This window comes from Streptomyces sp. NBC_00247 (assembly GCF_036188265.1).
Lineage (GTDB): Bacteria > Actinomycetota > Actinomycetes > Streptomycetales > Streptomycetaceae > Streptomyces.
On record NZ_CP108093.1, the window covers coordinates 2,901,022 to 2,917,095 of the forward strand.

The 16,074-nt window shown below is 74.2% G+C and carries 15 protein-coding genes; 5 read left to right on the top strand and 10 right to left on the bottom strand.

What is annotated here, in order from left to right; all coding sequences use genetic code 11:
* Positions 1 to 8: 8 nt before the first annotated feature.
* The 3 genes from OHT52_RS12215 to OHT52_RS12225 are packed head-to-tail and all read right to left on the bottom strand — an operon-like array spanning position 9 to position 3,735.
* A complete protein-coding gene (locus tag OHT52_RS12215; RefSeq protein ID WP_328720172.1) occupies positions 9 to 1,685 on the bottom strand; it encodes an L-aspartate oxidase in 1,677 nt (558 codons plus the stop codon).
* The gene (gene panC, locus OHT52_RS12220) at positions 1,682 to 2,752 is read right to left on the bottom strand and encodes a pantoate--beta-alanine ligase (protein ID WP_328720173.1); all 1,071 of its coding nucleotides are present in this window, start codon (positions 2,750 to 2,752) and stop codon (positions 1,682 to 1,684) included. The genes OHT52_RS12215 and panC overlap by 4 nt, the downstream gene beginning before the upstream one ends.
* Entirely contained in the window at positions 2,749 to 3,735 is a 987-nt protein-coding gene (locus OHT52_RS12225; RefSeq protein ID WP_328720174.1) for a Rossmann-like and DUF2520 domain-containing protein, read from the bottom strand. Before OHT52_RS12225 ends, panC begins: the two co-directional genes overlap by 4 nt.
* A gap of 185 nt (positions 3,736 to 3,920) precedes the next feature.
* On the opposite strand from OHT52_RS12225, the gene OHT52_RS12230 reads away from it, so the two are divergent.
* The gene (locus OHT52_RS12230) at positions 3,921 to 5,066 is read left to right on the top strand and encodes a threonine aldolase family protein (protein WP_328720175.1); all 1,146 of its coding nucleotides are present in this window, start codon (positions 3,921 to 3,923) and stop codon (positions 5,064 to 5,066) included.
* Between the two features lie 153 nt (positions 5,067 to 5,219).
* Here the strand turns inward: OHT52_RS12230 and OHT52_RS12235 are convergent, their stop codons facing one another.
* Positions 5,220 to 5,396: a hypothetical protein gene (locus OHT52_RS12235; RefSeq protein WP_328720176.1), complete on the bottom strand. Its 177-nt coding sequence runs from the start codon at positions 5,394 to 5,396 to the stop codon at positions 5,220 to 5,222.
* Between the two features lie 104 nt (positions 5,397 to 5,500).
* Here OHT52_RS12235 and OHT52_RS12240 point away from each other — a divergent pair, with 104 nt between their 5' ends.
* Positions 5,501 to 6,613, top strand: coding sequence for a DUF5937 family protein (locus OHT52_RS12240; RefSeq protein ID WP_328723709.1), 1,113 nt, complete (start codon positions 5,501 to 5,503; stop codon positions 6,611 to 6,613).
* Between the two features lie 57 nt (positions 6,614 to 6,670).
* Here the strand turns inward: OHT52_RS12240 and OHT52_RS12245 are convergent, their stop codons facing one another.
* Positions 6,671 to 7,345, bottom strand: a complete 675-nt coding sequence (locus tag OHT52_RS12245; protein WP_328720177.1) for a response regulator transcription factor — start codon at positions 7,343 to 7,345, stop codon at positions 6,671 to 6,673.
* Between the two features lie 41 nt (positions 7,346 to 7,386).
* Positions 7,387 to 8,586 carry a sensor histidine kinase gene (locus OHT52_RS12250; RefSeq protein WP_328720178.1) on the bottom strand — a complete coding sequence of 400 codons (1,200 nt, stop codon included), beginning with the start codon at positions 8,584 to 8,586 and terminating at the stop codon, positions 7,387 to 7,389.
* A gap of 104 nt (positions 8,587 to 8,690) precedes the next feature.
* Between OHT52_RS12250 and OHT52_RS12255 the strand changes: the two genes are divergently transcribed.
* Positions 8,691 to 9,662: an SAM-dependent methyltransferase gene (locus tag OHT52_RS12255; protein WP_328720179.1), complete on the top strand. Its 972-nt coding sequence runs from the start codon at positions 8,691 to 8,693 to the stop codon at positions 9,660 to 9,662.
* 39 nt (positions 9,663 to 9,701) lie between these two features.
* Positions 9,702 to 10,844 carry an NADH-quinone oxidoreductase subunit D gene (locus OHT52_RS12260; RefSeq protein ID WP_328720180.1) on the top strand — a complete coding sequence of 381 codons (1,143 nt, stop codon included), beginning with the start codon at positions 9,702 to 9,704 and terminating at the stop codon, positions 10,842 to 10,844.
* 24 nt (positions 10,845 to 10,868) lie between these two features.
* Here OHT52_RS12260 and OHT52_RS12265 read toward each other — a convergent pair whose 3' ends face one another.
* The 4 genes from OHT52_RS12265 to OHT52_RS12280 form a co-directional block, all read right to left on the bottom strand.
* Complete coding sequence (locus OHT52_RS12265) at positions 10,869 to 12,047, bottom strand: hypothetical protein (protein WP_328720181.1); 1,179 nt, start codon at positions 12,045 to 12,047, stop codon at positions 10,869 to 10,871.
* Between the two features lie 176 nt (positions 12,048 to 12,223).
* Positions 12,224 to 13,201, bottom strand: coding sequence for an ABC transporter substrate-binding protein (locus OHT52_RS12270; RefSeq protein WP_328720182.1), 978 nt, complete (start codon positions 13,199 to 13,201; stop codon positions 12,224 to 12,226).
* Between the two features lie 80 nt (positions 13,202 to 13,281).
* Positions 13,282 to 13,959 (bottom strand): ABC transporter permease, encoded by a 678-nt coding sequence (locus OHT52_RS12275; RefSeq protein WP_328720183.1) that lies wholly within the window; start codon positions 13,957 to 13,959, stop codon positions 13,282 to 13,284.
* A 3-nt stretch (positions 13,960 to 13,962) separates the two neighbouring features.
* On the bottom strand, positions 13,963 to 14,709 hold the full coding sequence (locus OHT52_RS12280) for an ABC transporter permease (protein ID WP_328720184.1): 747 nt from the start codon (positions 14,707 to 14,709) through the stop codon (positions 13,963 to 13,965).
* Positions 14,710 to 14,880: 171 nt separating this feature from the next.
* Between OHT52_RS12280 and OHT52_RS12285 the strand changes: the two genes are divergently transcribed.
* On the top strand, positions 14,881 to 16,074 hold the full coding sequence (locus tag OHT52_RS12285; RefSeq protein WP_328720185.1) for an ABC transporter ATP-binding protein: 1,194 nt from the start codon (positions 14,881 to 14,883) through the stop codon (positions 16,072 to 16,074).

The window sequence follows — 16,074 nt, forward strand, 5'->3', positions numbered from 1 at the left end:
GGCCGGTCCTACGGGCGTACGGGGTCGAAGTCGGCGCCCGGGGTGCGGCGCACGGAGAGCGTCCGGTCCTCGCCGACACGTACGACGAGGTGGGCGCGCCAGTCCGTGTCGTCGCGCTCGGGGTGGTCCTCGCGCCAGTGGCAGCCGCGGGTCTCGTCGCGCGCGCTCGCGGCGGCGACCAGGACCCGGGAGACCAGCAGGAGGTTGGTGGTCTCCCAGGCGTCGACCCCCGGCACGGCGGCCTTCCCGGCGATCTCCCCGGGCTCGGTGGCGCCGGCGTGCAGCGCCTCCAGCTCCCGGGCGGCGGCGGCCAGGCTCTCGGCGGAGCGGAGCACCCCGGCGCCCCGGGTCATGGCGCGCTGGATCGCCGTGCGGGCCTCGGGGGCCAGCAGCGCGACGCGCGGGCCGCCCTCGGGGCGGACCGCCTCGGTACGGGCGGGGCGGCGCTCGGCGATGTCGGCCGCGATGCGCTCGGCGAAGACGAGCCCCTCCAGCAGCGAGTTGGAGGCGAGACGGTTGGCGCCGTGCACTCCGGTGCAGGCGGTCTCCCCGCAGGCGTACAGACCGGGCACGGTGGTGCGTCCGCGCAGGTCGGTACGGACGCCGCCGGACGCGTAGTGGGCGGCGGGCGCGACCGGGATCGGCTCGGTGACCGGGTCGATGCCGTGCTCGCGGCAGGCGGCCAGGATCGTCGGGAAGCGGTTCTCCCACATCTCGGCGCCGAAGTGCCGGGCGTCGAGGTACATGTGCTCGGTGCCCCGCAGCTGCATCTGGCGGGTGATGGCCTTGGCGACGATGTCGCGCGGGGCGAGCTCCGCCAGCTCGTGCTGCCCGGTCATGAAGCGCGTGCCGGAGGCGTCCACGAGGTACGCGCCCTCGCCGCGCACCGCTTCCGAGACCAGCGGCTGCTGGCCCTCGGAGTCGGCGCCCAGGAAGAGGACCGTGGGGTGGAACTGGACGAACTCCAGGTCCGAGATCTCGGCTCCGGCCCGCAGCGCGAGCGCCACGCCGTCGCCGGTGGAGACCGGCGGGTTGGTGGTGGCGGAGAAGACCTGGCCCATGCCGCCGGTGGCGAGCACCACCGAGGGGGCGTGGACCGCGCCGACCCCGTCGTGCTGGCCCTCGCCCATGACGTGCAGGCTGACGCCGGCCGTACGGCCCTCGGCGTCGGTGAGCAGGTCCAGGACCAGGGCGTTCTCGATGGTGTGCAGCGCCCGGGTGCGTACCGCCTCCACCAGGGCGCGGGAGACCTCGGCGCCGGTGGCGTCGCCGCCCGCGTGCACGATCCGGTTCCGGTGGTGGCCGCCCTCGCGGGTGAGGGCGACGTCGCCGCTCCCGTCGGTGTCGAAGCGCGCCCCGGTCTCGATGAGCCGGCGTACGGCGCCGGGGCCCTCGGTGACCAGGGTGCGCACGGCAGGCTCGTCGCAGAGCCCCACACCGGCCACCAGGGTGTCGTCGAGGTGCTGTCCGGGGGTGTCGCCCTCGCCGAGCGCGGCGGCGATGCCGCCCTGGGCCCAGCGGGTGGAGCCGTCGTCCAGGCGGGCCTTGGTGACGACCACGGTGTCGAGTCCGGCGGCGACGCAGCGCAGGGCGGTGGTGAGCCCGGCCACGCCGGAGCCGACGACCACCACGTCGGCGTCGATGGACCAGCCGGGTTCGGGGGCTGTCAGCCGTATTCCGGTCACGAGAGTGCTCCGAGGTTCAGGGGGATGTTGTCGATCAGACGGGTGTCGCCGACCCGCGCGGCGACGAGGAGGACGGCCTCGCCGCCGTCCCGGTCGTCGGGGACCTCGGTGAAGTCGGCCGGGTCCACCAGGGCGAGGTAGTCGAGCACGAGCGGCTCCGCCGCCCCCGCGGCGTCCTCCAGGACGGTACGCGCGGCGGCCCGGACGGCCTCGGCGGTGCTGCCGTGCGGGGCGAGCGCCACGGCCTGGGCGTCGGCGGCGAGGCGGGACTCGCCGAGCGCGTTGAGCCCGGCGGCCCGGTCGGTGCCGGTGTGCGCGGGACCGTCACGGCCGTCGCGCACCCCTGCGCCGGTCGCCAGGGCGCGCTCGCGCAGCGCGTGCTGGGCGGCGAGCCGGTCGCGGGCGGCGAACAGGGCTGCGGAGAGGGCGAGGGCGGTGTGCCGCTGGGCCGGTGACAGGAACCGGTTGCGGCTGGAGAGCGCGAGACCGTCGGCGTCCCGGACGGTGGGGACGGCGGTGATCTCGATGCCGAAGTCAAGATCGCGGACCATCCGGCGGACGAGCGCGAGCTGCTGGGCGTCCTTCTGCCCGAAGAGCGCCTCGTCCGGGCGGGTCAGATGGAGGAGCTTGGCGACGACGGTGAGCATCCCGTCGAAGTGCCCGGGGCGCGAGGCGCCTTCGAGGCGCTCGCCCATCGGTCCGGCGCAGATGCGGACCTGCGGGTCGCCGCCCGGGTACACCTCCTCGGCCGAGGGGGCGAAGACCACGTCCGCGCCGGCCGCCGAGGCCACCGCGAGGTCGGCCTCCAGGGTGCGCGGGTAGCGGTCCAGGTCGGCGGCCTCGCCGAACTGCAGCGGGTTCACGAAGACGGTGACCACGACCTGGCCGTCCGGTCCGGCGGCCTCGCGCGCGGCCCGGATCAGGGTGCCGTGGCCGTCGTGCAGCGCGCCCATCGTCATGACGACCGCGCGCCGGGAGCCGGCCGGGCGGGGCAGCGCCCGGAGCGCTTCGGCCGAGTGCAGCAGGACGGCGGCGGCGCCCTGGGCACGGGTGGGTGTGGCGGTCATCGGGGTTCTCCCGGCTCTTCGTCGTCGGTGGGTGCGGAGCCGGCCGGGCGGCCGGTGGAGCGTGTGCCGTCCGCGAGGACGCCGAGGAGGTCCTCGGCCGACTCCGGCTTGAGCAGACCGTGCGCGAGCGCCCGGTCGGCGGTGGCGCGGGCCATCGCGAGGTACCCGGCGACCATCTGCGGGGCGTGCGCGCGCAGCTCGCCGACGTGCGCGGCGACCGTGCCCGCGTCGCCGCGCGCCACCGGGCCGGTGAGGGCCGCGTCGCCGGAGCGCAGGGCGTTGTCGAGCGCGGCGCCGAGGAGCGGGCCGAGCATCCGGTCGGGGGCCGTGACCCCCGCCTTGGCCAGCAGCTCCATCGCCTCGGCGACCAGGGTGACCAGGTGGTTCGCGCCGAGGGCGAGCGCCGCGTGGTAGAGCGGGCGGGCCTCCTCCTCGATCCACTCGGGCTCGCCGCCCATCTCGATGACGAGGGCCTCGGCGGCGAGCCGCAGCTCCTCGGGCGCGGTGACGCCGAAGGAGCAGCCGGCCAGGCGCTGGACGTCCACGGGCGTGCCGGTGAAGGTCATCGCGGGGTGGATGGCGAGCGGCAGTGCTCCGGCGCGCAGCGCGGGGTCCAGCACCCGGGTGCCGTACCGGCCCGAGGTGTGGACGAGGAGCTGGCCGGGCCGGACGGCGCCGGTGTCGGCGAGCCCTTGGACCAGGCCGGGCAGGGTGTCGTCGGGGACGGTGAGCAGCACCAGGTCGGCGCGGGCGAGGACCTCGGCGGGCGTCACCAGCGGCACGTCGGGCAGCAGGGCGGCGGCCCGGCGGCGGGAGGCTTCGGAGACACCGGAGACGGCGACCGGGCGGTGCCCGGCGAGCTGGAGCGAGGCGGCGAGGGCGGGGCCGACACGGCCCGCTCCGACGACGCCCACGGTGAGGCGGGCGGGACGGTTCCGGGCGTCGAGGGGGTCTGTCGGGTCTCTCGGGGATGTCGTGTTCACGCGGCTATGGCCTTCCGTTCCAGTCCGCGGGGGGTACCGGACGATTCCTCTGCATGCTACGCCAGCGCCCTGCCCCGGCTCCGCTCTGCCCACAGCCTGTGGGTAACTCCCGGCCGCTCCGGAACCGCCCCGCGTCCGGGCAGCCCCGGGTGGGCGGCCCCGGTGGCGCGGACGATGATGTTCGCATGTCAGCAACGGACGAAGAGAAGACGCGGCGACGCAGGCTGACCGCCTGGCGGGCCTCGCACCGCGTCCTGGCGCGCACGTCCTCGGACGGCACGCTCGGCGATCAGCTGGCCGCGCTCGCCGCGGCGGCGGGATCGGTGTACGGCACGGACGAGCCGGTCGACCAGTACGGCAACGGGGTCGTCGCGGAGGTGGAGAAGCGGGTGGCCGGGCTGCTGGGCATGGAGGCGGCCGCCTTCTTCCCCACCGGCACGATGGCCCAGCAGGTCGCGCTGCGGTGCTGGGCGGCGCGTACCGGCAACGCCACCGTGGCCCTGCACCCCCTCGCCCATCCCGAGGTGCACGAGGAGGGTGCGCTCGGCGCGGTGAGCGGGCTGCGCACGGTGTACCCGACGGACGCGCCCCGGCTGCCCACGGCCGAGGAGGTCGCCGACTTCCCCGAACCGTTCGGCACCCTGATGCTGGAGCTGCCGCTGCGGGACGCCGGCTTCACCCTGCCGACCTGGGAGGAGCTGACCGAGGTCGTCGGGGCGGCCCGGGAGCGGGACGCGGTGGTGCACCTGGACGGGGCCCGCCTCTGGGAGTGCGTCCCGCACTTCGGGCACGGTCTCGCGGAGATCGCGGGCCTCGCCGACAGCGTCTACGTCTCCTTCTACAAGTCGCTCGGCGGCATGTCCGGGGCGGTCCTGGCCGGTCCCCGGACGCTGATCGAAGAGGCCCGTTCCTGGCGCCACCGCTACGGCGGCCAGCTCTTCCAGCAGTACCCGGCCGCACTCTCCGCGCTCGTCGGCCTGGAGCGGGAGCTGCCCCGGCTGCCGGAGTACGTGGACCACGCCCGGACGGTCGCCGGTGCGCTGGCCGAAGCGTTCGAGGAGTCGGCGGTGCCGTGGTTCCGGGTGCGCCCCGAGCCGCCGCACACCCACCAGTTCCAGGTCTGGCTGCCGTACTCCACCGAGCTGCTGGACGATGCCTCGCTGCGCCAGGCCGAGGAGACGGGCGTGACGCTCTTCCGCCGCTGGTTCACGGGCGCCCGGCTGCCGCCCGGGGTCTCGTACACCGAGGTCACCGTGAGCGCGGCGGGGCTGGAGTGGACGGCCGAGGACGTACGGGACGCGGTGCGCGAGTTCGTCGCCCGGCTGGCCTGAGCCCCGGGGGCACCGCGGGCCCCGGGCGCGGACCGGGCACCCCGGGGCGGTTTCGGTGTCCCGGGCGCGGTCCGGGCACCCCGGCGCGGTTTCGGTGTCCCGGGCGCGGTCCGGGTTCCCCGGGGCGCGGGGTACCCGTCCGGGGAACCCGTCTCACCACCGGGGCCAGGCCTCGGCCCGCTTCCGGGCGAGGATCTCGCGGCGGGCGCGGACCCGGCCCATGAGATCGCGCAGGATCTCACCGTCGTGGGTGCCGGGCAGGGGCGGCGGGCGTACGCCGTCACGGGCCGCACGCCAGGTGTCGTACATCTGCTGCTGTATCGCGTCCATGGCTTCAGCCTGCGCGGGCCCGCCCGCCCCCGCGCGCCGATTGACGTCTCCCGTCAAGCGATGTGCGCGCGGGGGCGGGCACCCCGCACCATGGTCGGGTGAGCGTGACCATCGACATCTCCGGGCTGCCCGCCGACGCCATCGTTTTCGAGACCTCGCCCCTGGCCGAGCTGGGGATGGCCCTGCACGCGCTCTCGGAGCCGGGGCACCACCCGGGGCTGCACGGCTGGGTCACCGCGACCGCCGCCGCGCTACCGCCGGACCTCGCCGACCGGCTGCACGAGGCGGAGTTCCTCTGGCGGAACACCTTCTCCGACATCTTCCTGCCGTTCGCGGGCGTCGCGGGCGGCGAGAGGCGGGCCGGCGCCACCCTCGCCGAGGACCTGGACACCCTGGACCGGCTGGACGAGGAACGGTTCGTCTCGGCCGCGCTGGAGTTCACCTCCTGCACCTTCTACGGCCCGGGCACCTCCTCCCCGCTGACGGACGAGGTGACGCGCGAGCGGGCCCGTGACATGGCCGCCGCCCGCGGCCCCCGCCAGACGGACTTCACCGAGCGGCTGCTGGCCGACCCCGGCTCGGTGCGCGCCTGGCTCCGCCGCCTCTTCGAGGACTGCGAGGCGGCCTTCTTCGCCGACACCTGGAACCGGGCGCGCGTCCCGCTGGTCGCCGACGCCCGGCACAAGACGGAGGTGCTCCGCCGCAAGGGCCTCGGCGAGGCGGTCGGCGCGGTCTCGGCGGCGCTCTCGCTGAGCGAGGACGGCGACCGGATCGTGGTCGACAAGCTGAACGCGGCCCGCACGACCGCGACCGGCCCCGGGGTGAAGCCGGGCATCACGCTCGTCCCCACCGGTTTCGGCTGGCCGCACCTGATGATCGGGCACGCTCCCGGCTGGCGGCCGGTGATCCTCTATCCGGTGCACCGGCCCGAGCTGCCCTCGCCCGCCTCGGTGGAGTTCGTCCGGCTGCGCCTGGAGGCACTGGCCCATCCGCTGCGGCTGCGGCTCTGCCGCAACCTGGCGCGCTCCCCGCACACCACCGGCGAGCTGGCCGACGCGCACGGCATCACGTCCCCGGAGGTCTCCCGGCACCTGTCGGTGCTGAAGAAGGCGGGCCTGGTCACCACGCGACGGCGCGGCCGGTACGTACTGCACCAGCTGGACCTGACGGTCGTCGCCCGGCTCGGCACCGATTTCCTGGAAGGCGTGCTGCGGTGACCGCGAGGCGTGCCGGGGTGGCAGGAAGGCGTGGCGCGGCGGGCGAGGTCCTCCGGGTCAGCGGGCGCCGCCCGCTCTGACCAGCCCCGACTCGTAGGCCATGACGACGACCTGGACCCGGTCGCGGAGCCCGAGCTTGGTGAGGATGCGGCCGACGTGCGTCTTCACGGTGGCCTCCGAGAGCACCAGCCGGCCCGCGATCTCGCCGTTCGACAGCCCCTGCGCGACCAGCAGCATCACCTCGCGCTCCCGCTCGGTGAGCCGCTCGACGCGCTTGTCGCCGGGCTCGGAGGCGGTGCTCGGCAGCATCGGGGAGAACCGGTCCAGCAGCCGCCGGGTGGTGGACGGCGCGACGACGGCGTCCCCGCTGTGCACCGAGCGGATCGCGTTCAGCAGCTCCCCGGGCGGCACGTCCTTGAGCATGAAGCCGCTGGCTCCGGCCTTGAGGCCGGTGAAGGCGTACTCGTCCAGGTCGAAGGTGGTCAGGATGAGGACCTTCGGCGGGTTCTCCTGCGCGCAGATGCGGCGCGTCGCCTCCACCCCGTCCAGCCTGGGCATGCGGACGTCCATCAGGACGACGTCCACGGCAGTGGCGCGGAGCACCTCGATGGCCTCGGCGCCGTCGCCCGCCTCGGCGACCACCTCCATGTCCGGCTGTGCGGCGAGCACCATCCGGAAGCCGGTGCGCAGTAGCGCCTGGTCGTCGACGAGCATCACGCGGATGGCTGCCATGGGTCGGGGGTCCTGTCCGGTAGGAGGTGCGAGGTAGGGGGTCACGCGGCCGGCTTCAGCGGGAGCAGCGCGCTGATCCGGAAGCCGCCGCCGGGGCGCGGTCCGGCGTCGAGGGTGCCGCCGACCATGCCGACCCGTTCCCGCATGCCGATCATGCCGTGGCCCGCGCCGTCCGCCCCGCCGTCCTCGTACAGCTCGTGCGGGGCGCCGCGTCCGTCGTCCTCCACGAGCAGTCCGAGACCGTCGTCGAAGTAGACCAGCCGCACGCTGGCCCCGGCGTCGGGGCCGCCGTGCTTGCGGGTGTTGGTGAGCGCCTCCTGCACGATGCGGTACGCGGTCAGCTCCACGCCGCTGGGCAGCGGGCGCGGGGTTCCCTCGACGGTGAAGTCCACCGCGAGGCCCGCCTTGCGGACCTGGGCGACGAGCTCGTCGATCTGCTCGACGTCGGGCTGGGGGACGTACTCGCGGCTCGCCTCGGAGTCGCCGGTGCGCAGCACGCCGAGCAGTCGGCGCATCTCGGCGAGGGCCTGCCGGCCGGTGGTGGAGATGGTCTCCAGGGCCTGGCGGGCCTGATCCGGTGCCGCGTCCATGACATAGGCGGCGCCATCGGCCTGGACCACCATCACGGAGACGTTGTGGGCGACGACGTCGTGGAGTTCGCGGGCGATCCTGGCGCGCTCGGCGGCGACGGCGACCTTGGACTGGGCCTCGCGTTCGCGTTCCAGCCGGGCGGCCCGCTCCTCCAGCGCCCGGAAGTACGCCCGCCGGGTCCGCAGGGAGTCGCCGAGCACCCAGGCGAGTACGAACGGCACGGTCAGCACGACCACCACGAAGGCCTGCTGGACCCAGCCGCCTTCCTCCTCCGGCCAGCGCGCCTGCGAGATCCCGGCGGCGAGCAGGCCGCAGCCCAGCGCCAGCCGGGACGCCCAGCGCCTCCCGGCGGCGGCGACGGTGTAGATGATCACCAGCAGGGCGAAGTCGGCGATTCCCGTCTCGACACCGAGCGCCAGCTGGGCGATCCCGATGCCGAGGGCGAGCAGCAGCATCCGCTCCGGCTGCCGGCGGCGCAGCGCCACCACGGCGCAGAGCCCCAGGATGACCGGCACCGTGCAGACCCGCTCCCGCAGACCCGCCGGGGGCTCGGCCACGAAGGCCGCTCCGGAGAGCCCGAGGAGGACGACGGCCCAGAAGCAGTCGACGCCCGTCGGGTGTCTGCGGAGGAAATCGTAGAGGCGCTGCACCCTGCCAGCGTAGGGAAGGGCGCGGGTGCCCGGGTCAACCGGAGGGCCGATCCGCTCCCGCGGCCCGTACTCCCCAAGGTGGAGAGATGCCGGAGACTTGCCCCGTGACGGACGAATGGCTCGGATGGGGTGCGGCGGCGCGGGCCGCGCTGTACGGCGACGGCGGCTTCTACCGGAGGCCGGAGGGGCCGGCCGGCCACTTCCGCACGTCGGTGCACGCCTCCCCGCTCTTCGCCGCGGCGGTGGCCCGGCTGCTGGCGGACACGGCGGCGGAGCTGGGCACGGACACCGTCGCCCTGGTCGACGTGGGCGCGGGGCGCGGGGAGCTGGCCGCCGGGGTGCTGGCCGCCGCCCCGGCGGGGCTGAAGATCACCGCGTACGCCGTCGAAGTGGCGGACCGTCCGCCGGGCCTGGATCACCGGATCGAGTGGTGCGCGCGGTCGCCCCGGGGCGTCACCGGGCTGCTGTTCGCCAACGAGTGGCTGGACAACGTGCCGCTGGACGTCGTGGAGGTGGACGCGCACGGCACCGCCCGGTACGTCCTGGTCCGGGCCTCGGACGGCGCCGAGCGGCTGGGGGACCCGGTGGCCGGCGCGGACGCGCGGTGGCTGGAGCGCTGGTGGTCGCCGGGCGCCCCCGGCGACCGGGCCGAGATCGGGCTGCCCCGCGATCTGGCATGGGCCGAGGCGGTCGGCTCGCTGGCGGCGGGGTGCGCGGTGGCCGCGGACTACGCGCACGTACGCGGCGCCCGGCCGCCGTTCGGGACCCTGACCGGCTTCCGGGCCGGCCGCGAGGTGGACCCGGTGCCGGACGGTTCGTGCGACCTGACCGCCCATGTCGCCCTCGACGCCTGCGCCGCCGCCGGGGCGCCTCCCGGCGGCCCGGAGCCCGAACTCCTCGACCAGCGCACCGCGCTGGGCCGGCTCGGCGTCGGCGGCGGCCGGCCGCCGCTGGCGATGGCCTCCACCGACCCCGCCGGCTACGTCCGGGCGCTCGCGTCGGCGGGCGAAGCGGCCGAACTCACCGCGCGCGGCGGGCTCGGCGACTTCGGGTGGCTGGTGCAGCGGGTGGGGTGAGCGGGACCGCCCGTCCGCGCGCAGGGAATACTGGGCCGCATGACGGAGACGACGGTCGGCATCGGTGGCGCGGCGGAGAGCACCGACATGGTGCTCAACATCGGTCCGCAGCACCCCTCCACGCACGGTGTGCTCCGGCTGCGGCTGGTCCTGGACGGCGAGCGCGTCCTGAGCGCCGAGCCGGTCATCGGCTACATGCACCGGGGCGCCGAGAAGCTCTTCGAGGCCCGCGACTACCGGCAGATCGTGATGCTCGCCAACCGCCACGACTGGCTGTCGGCGTTCTCCAACGAACTCGGTGTGGTGATGGCCGTCGAGCGGATGCTCGGCATGGAGGTCCCCGAACGCGCCGTCTGGACGCGGACCCTGCTCGCAGAGCTGAACCGGGTCCTCAACCACCTGATGTTCCTCGGGTCGTACCCCCTCGAACTCGGCGGCATCACGCCGATGTTCTACGCGTTCCGCGAGCGCGAGGAGCTCCAGGCCGTGATGGAGGAGGTCTCCGGCGGCCGGATGCACTACATGTTCAACCGGGTCGGCGGCCTGAAGGAGGACCTCCCGGCGGGCTGGCTCGGCCGGGCGCGGGACGCCGTGGCCTCGGTGCGCTCCCGGATGGACGTGTACGAGGACCTGGTGCTCGGCAACGAGATCTTCCGGGGCCGTACCCGTGACGTCGGGGTGCTGACCGCCGGGGCGGTGCACGCGTACGGGGTGTCCGGGCCGATCGCCCGCGCCTCGGGCGTCGACTTCGACCTGCGGCGCGACGACCCGTACCTCGCGTACGGGGAGCTGGCGGACGTACTGAAGGTGGTCACCCGGACCGAGGGCGACTGCCTGGCCCGGTTCGAGTGCCTGCTGGAGCAGACGGTCAACGCGCTGGAGCTCGCGGACGCCTGCCTGGACCGGATGGACACGCTGGCACCCGGGCCGGTCAACCAGCGGCTGCCCAAGGTGCTCAAGGCCCCCGAGGGCCACACCTACGCCTGGACCGAGAACCCGCTCGGCATCAACGGCTACTACCTCGTGTCCAAGGGCGAGAAGACGCCGTACCGGCTGAAGCTCCGCTCCGCCTCGTTCAACAACATCCAGGCGCTGACGGAACTGCTGCCGGGCACCCTGGTCGCCGACATGGTCGCGATCCTGGGCTCGCTCTTCTTCGTCGTCGGGGACATCGACAAGTAAGGGCTGTCCCGGACGGGCACCCCGTCAGGAAGCCGCGCCCCGCAGGCCTGAGGGGCCGGGGCGGTGCTGGGCGTCCGGCTGGGTGAGGTCGATGACCTTGCCCACCGCGCGCGGATCGCCGGCGTGGCTGCGGTGGACGGCCAGTGCCTCTTCCCCCACCACGTCCGCGAGGTCCTCCTCCTGCACGGGCCGGGGCGACTGCCGGCGCCCGTCCGGGCCGGGACCCGCACCGCCGGGCGCCGGGGCGCCCTCGATCTGGCTGCCGAAGAAGTCGAAGCCGCCCTGCGGCACCTGCGCCCGGCGAGGCGCGGTGTACGGCACGACGGCGGAGGCCGCCGGGACCGTACGGGCCACCCTGGCCGGTACCGAGGCCGGGGCGGCCGCACGGGGTGCGGGCAGCGCGGGCCGCGGGCCGGTCCGCCGGGGGGCGAAGTCGGCGGGGTGAGTGCCGTCGCCGCTGGTGCCGTTGGTCCGGTGGTCGTCGAACCGGCCGCCGAGGTCCGCGTGGCCGCCGCCCGCGCGGTCGCCGTACTCACCGGCCGCCGCGTGACGGCCCTTCGGTCCGTCCGCCTCCGCGGCCGACTCCCGGGCGCGCTCGGCGAGATCCCGCTGCCGGGCCTGCTCGGCGGTCCGCCGGGCCTGCTGGAGCGCGGCGTTGCGGGGCAGGTCGCGCAGGGCCCGGGCGGCGGCGAGGTATGCGGAGGGGGTGGGCGTCGAGCGGGCGGGCGGCAGTGCGATCGGGGCCGCCGCCGCCTCGATGGCGAGCTGCCGGCGGCCCTCCAGCGCGCTGGCCCGCTCGGTCTCGGCGGTGGCGTACCGGCGCAGCAGACCGGCGTGTTCCCCGCGCAGTCCGGCGAGCTCCATCCGCTTGGAACGGAGCTTGGTCTCCAGCCGGGTGCGCAGTTCCCGCGCCTCCTCCAGATCCTGTTCCAGCTCCGCCACCCGCTCCTCGGCGCGCCATTCGGCGCCGGCCTGGGCGCGCTGGAGTTCCGCGACCCGCACTCCCGCCGCCCGGTCCCAGGTACGCATCAGATACGCGCCGACGAGACCGGTGGCGGCGGCCGCGGTCGCGAGCAGCCGGAGCGGAAGCGATTCCAGGGGCAGCCACGCTCCGGCGGCCAGCGCGACCGACACTCCGGCCACCGCGGAGGGCGGCAGCAGCTTGTGAAGGGGTGGCGAATGGCGATGACGTCCACGGGGCATGGCTGGAATTTACCGCGTGCGATCGGCGTACGGGAGGCCGCCCGGCAATCTGTTCCCCTGCGGTTACCTGACACCGCGTCGAACAACGCGGCCGGCGCTCTCTCGCCCCGCTTTCCGCGGGCCGGGATTCCCACGCGGAAATCCCGGCCCGCGGATAGTCCGGCGATACCCGCCGGTCAGCCGATCAGGCCCTTCGACGTCAGGTACTCCTTCGCGACGTCCGCCGGCTTGGCGCGCTCCGCGTCGACCTTGCGGTTGAGTTCCGCGAGATCCTCCGTGGTGAGAGCACCCGTGACCTTCGCCAGCAGTTCGGCGACCTCCGGCGAACCGGCGTCCTTGGCATTCACCACGGGAAGGAGGTTGTCGGCGTTCTGGAGGTGCTTGTCGTCCTCCAGGAAGACCAGGTCGTACGCGTCCAGGACGGCGTCCGTGGTGGTGGTCAGTACGAGCTGGTCCACCCCGTCCTTCACCGCCTGCTTGGCCTGCGGAGTACCGACGCCCTTGGGGTCGATGCCCGCCACGTCGATGCCGTACGTCGCCTTCAGCCCGGGGGCGCAGAAGGGCCGTACCGCGCACTCGTCGCCGGCCGCGATCTTCACCTTGATCTTCGACTTTCCAAGATCGGAAAGCGTCGTCAGCTTGTTCTTCGCGGCGAATTCCTTGGTCACCGCGAACGCATTCTGGTCGACCGCCTCTCCGGCCGGAAGGACCTTCAGTCCGAGCGGGGACGCCAGCTTCTCCAGCGCGGCGACGGTGGCCGCGACGTCACCGGAGGCGACCGGGGTCTTCTCCGCCTCCTTCGCGCCGTTCACCTTGGCGTTGAGGAATTCCGCGAGGGTCGCCGCGTATTCGGGGATGACGTCGATCTCGCCCTTCTCCAGGGAGGGTTCGTACAGCTCCCTGTTCTCCACGGTGGTGATGGAGGTTTTCCAGCCGCCGTCGCCGAGGATCTGGGAGTACAGCTCGGCGAGCACCTTCGACTCGGTGAAGGCGGCGGAGCCGATGACGAGGCTGCCCTTCTCGGCCTCCGCCGGGGCGGAGGAACCGCTCTTGCCGCTGTCCTTCTCCAGGCTGTCGCCCCCGCAGGCCGCGAGCGACCCGGCCAACGCGATCGTCCCGATGACCGCACCCGCTATGCGCGAGGTTCTGCTCATGTTCCTTCTCCGTCCACGACTGTTGTGACTCTTGAGGCTGATGGAGCTGATGAGTTGGGGGAAGTGCCGTCCGGCGCCGCTCACGCCCGGCGCCCCCGGCGCCGCAGCGGCGAGAGCAGCCGGTCGAGCGCCAGCAGCACGCCCTCCACCACCAGGGCGAGCAGGGCGACCAGGACCGCTCCCGCGAAGACCTGGGCGGTGTCGTACCGGTTGAATCCTGCGGTGATGACGCGTCCGAGCCCGCCGAGCCCGGCCATCGCCGCGATCGAGGCGGTGGCCACCACCTGCACGGCGGCGGACCGCAGCCCGGCCATGATCATGGGGTGGGCGAGCGGCAGCTCCACCCGGAGGAAGACCTGTGCCCCGGACATCCCCATACCCCGGGCGGCCTCCACCACCGCGCGGTCCACCCCGGTCATGCCGACGTAGGTGTTGGTGAGCAGCGGCGGCACCGCGAAGAGCACCAGGGCGATCACCGTCGGCAGATAACCGGAATTACGCATCGGCGTGAGCATGAACAGGGCGAGCACCGCGAAGACGGGCACCGCCCGGCCCACGTTGGAGATGTTGATGGCGAGCGCGCCGCCCCGGCCGAGGTGGCCGAGCCGGAGCCCGAGGGGCAGCGCGAGCGCGCAGGCCACCAGGAGCGCGAGCCCGCTGACGTAGAGATGTTCGGCGAGGCGGTGCGCCGCACCGTCCGGACCGGACCAGTTGGAACCCGTGACCAGCCAGGTCCAGGCGTCCGCGACCACTCCCACGGCTCAGCCCGCCTCCTTCGTCACGGCCTCGGCCACCGGCGCGGGCTCCGGCGCCGGTTCCGTCACGGGCCCCCGGGCGCCCGCCCGTACCCGGGTCCACGGCGTCAGCCACCGCTGCACACCGAGCAGCAGCAGGTCCGCCGCGACGGCGAGCAGCACGCAGAGCACCGAGGCGGCCAGCACCTGGGCCTTGAAGAGGCTCGGCAGGGCGTCCCGGATGAGGTTGCCGAGACCGCCCTTGCCGACGAGCGAGCCGACCGTGGTGAGCGCCACGGTGGACACCGAGGCGATCCGCAGACCGGCCATCAGCGCGGGCAGCGCGAGGGGGATCTCGACCTCCCAGAGAAGCCGGGCGGGGCCGTATCCCATGCCGCGCGCCGCCTCCTTGGCCTCCTCGGGCACCGCTTCCAGCCCGGCCAGGATGTTCCGTACGAGGATGGTCAGCGAGTACAGCACCAGTCCGGTGACCACCAGCGCGGCGGACAGCCCGAACACGGGCAGCAGCAGGGAGAACATCGCCAGCGAGGGCACGGTGTAGATCACCGTGGTCAGTCCGAGGACCGGCCCGGCGAAGTGCCGCCCCCGCCGGGCGAGAAGAGCCAGCGGAAAGGCGATCACCAGCCCGATCGCCACCGATACGGCGGTGATCCAGACGTGCTGGACGGTCGCGTCCGTCAACTCCTGGCCGCGGCTGCGGAGGTACTCGCCGCAGATCCAGTCGTTCGTCACCAGGCAGTTCGATCCGGCCATCCGCTCCCACCTCCCCTTCCCCCGTAACGTCCCGATTCCGGGGTACGGGCCCTTCCCGGGCCTTCCGGCGGCGGGCACGGCGGCGAGCCTATCCTCGTGCACGGACACGCACCCAGGCCGTCCCGTTCCGGCAACACGCCCGTCACACAGGGCGCGACCCCAGGGGGAATCTTGATCCGCTTCGAGAACGTCACCAAGCGGTACGACGACGGCACGACGGCCGTCGACTCGCTCTCCTTCGAGGTGGCCGAGGGCGAACTCGTCACGCTCGTGGGGCCGTCAGGATGTGGCAAGACGACCACCATGAAGATGGTGAACCGGCTGATCGAACCGACCGAGGGACGCGTGTACCTCGACGGTGAGGACATATCCGCGATCGATCCCGTCCAACTCCGGCGCCGTATCGGCTATGTGATCCAGCAAGTGGGCCTCTTCCCGCACAGGACGGTCCTGGAGAACACCGCCACCGTTCCCCATCTCCTCGGATGGAAACGCGCCAAGGCCCGGGAGCGGGCCGCGGAACTCCTGGACCTGGTCGGCCTCGACCCGTCCGTGCACGGCGACCGCTACCCCGAGCAGCTCTCCGGCGGACAGCGCCAACGCGTCGGCGTGGCACGCGCGTTGGCCGCCGACCCGCCGGTCCTGCTGATGGACGAGCCGTTCGGCGCGGTCGACCCGGTGGTCCGCGAACACCTCCAGAACGAGTTCCTGGGACTCCAGGAGCGGGTACGCAAGACCATCCTCTTCGTCACCCACGACATCGAGGAGGCCGTCCGCCTCGGCGACCGGATCGCCGTCTACGGGCAGGGCAGGATCGAGCAGTTCGACTCCCCCGCCCGGGTGCTCGGCGCCCCCGCCACCCCGTACGTCGCGGACTTCGTCGGCGCCGACCGAGGCCTGAAGCGGCTCTCGGTCACCCCCGTGGAGGAAGCCGACCTCGACCGGCCCCCGGTCGTCCGCCCCGGCGAACCGCTCCGGGACGCCACCGCCCGGATCGCCGGGGAGGGCGCCCGGTGGGCGGTGGTGCTGGACGGGGAGGACCGCCCGCTGGGCTGGCTGCCCGCCGGGACGGAGCCGTCGCCGACCCTCGGCAAGGACGCCACCGTCCGCGAGGGGCTGCGCCCCATGGACGCCCGACTCCCGCTCGGCGCCCCGCTCCGCGGGGCCCTCGCCGCGATGCTCCAGCACGACGCGGGGTGGATCGCCGTCGTGGACGACGAGGAGTCGGGCCGCTATCTCGGCGCCCTCACCCCCGGCCGGCTCCACGAGGCCCTGCGCCGCTCGGTCGGCGCCGACGCCGCCGGCCGGCCCCGGGCCCAGATCGCGCTGGAGACGGTCGCGGACGCGGGACGGCCGGCCCGCTGA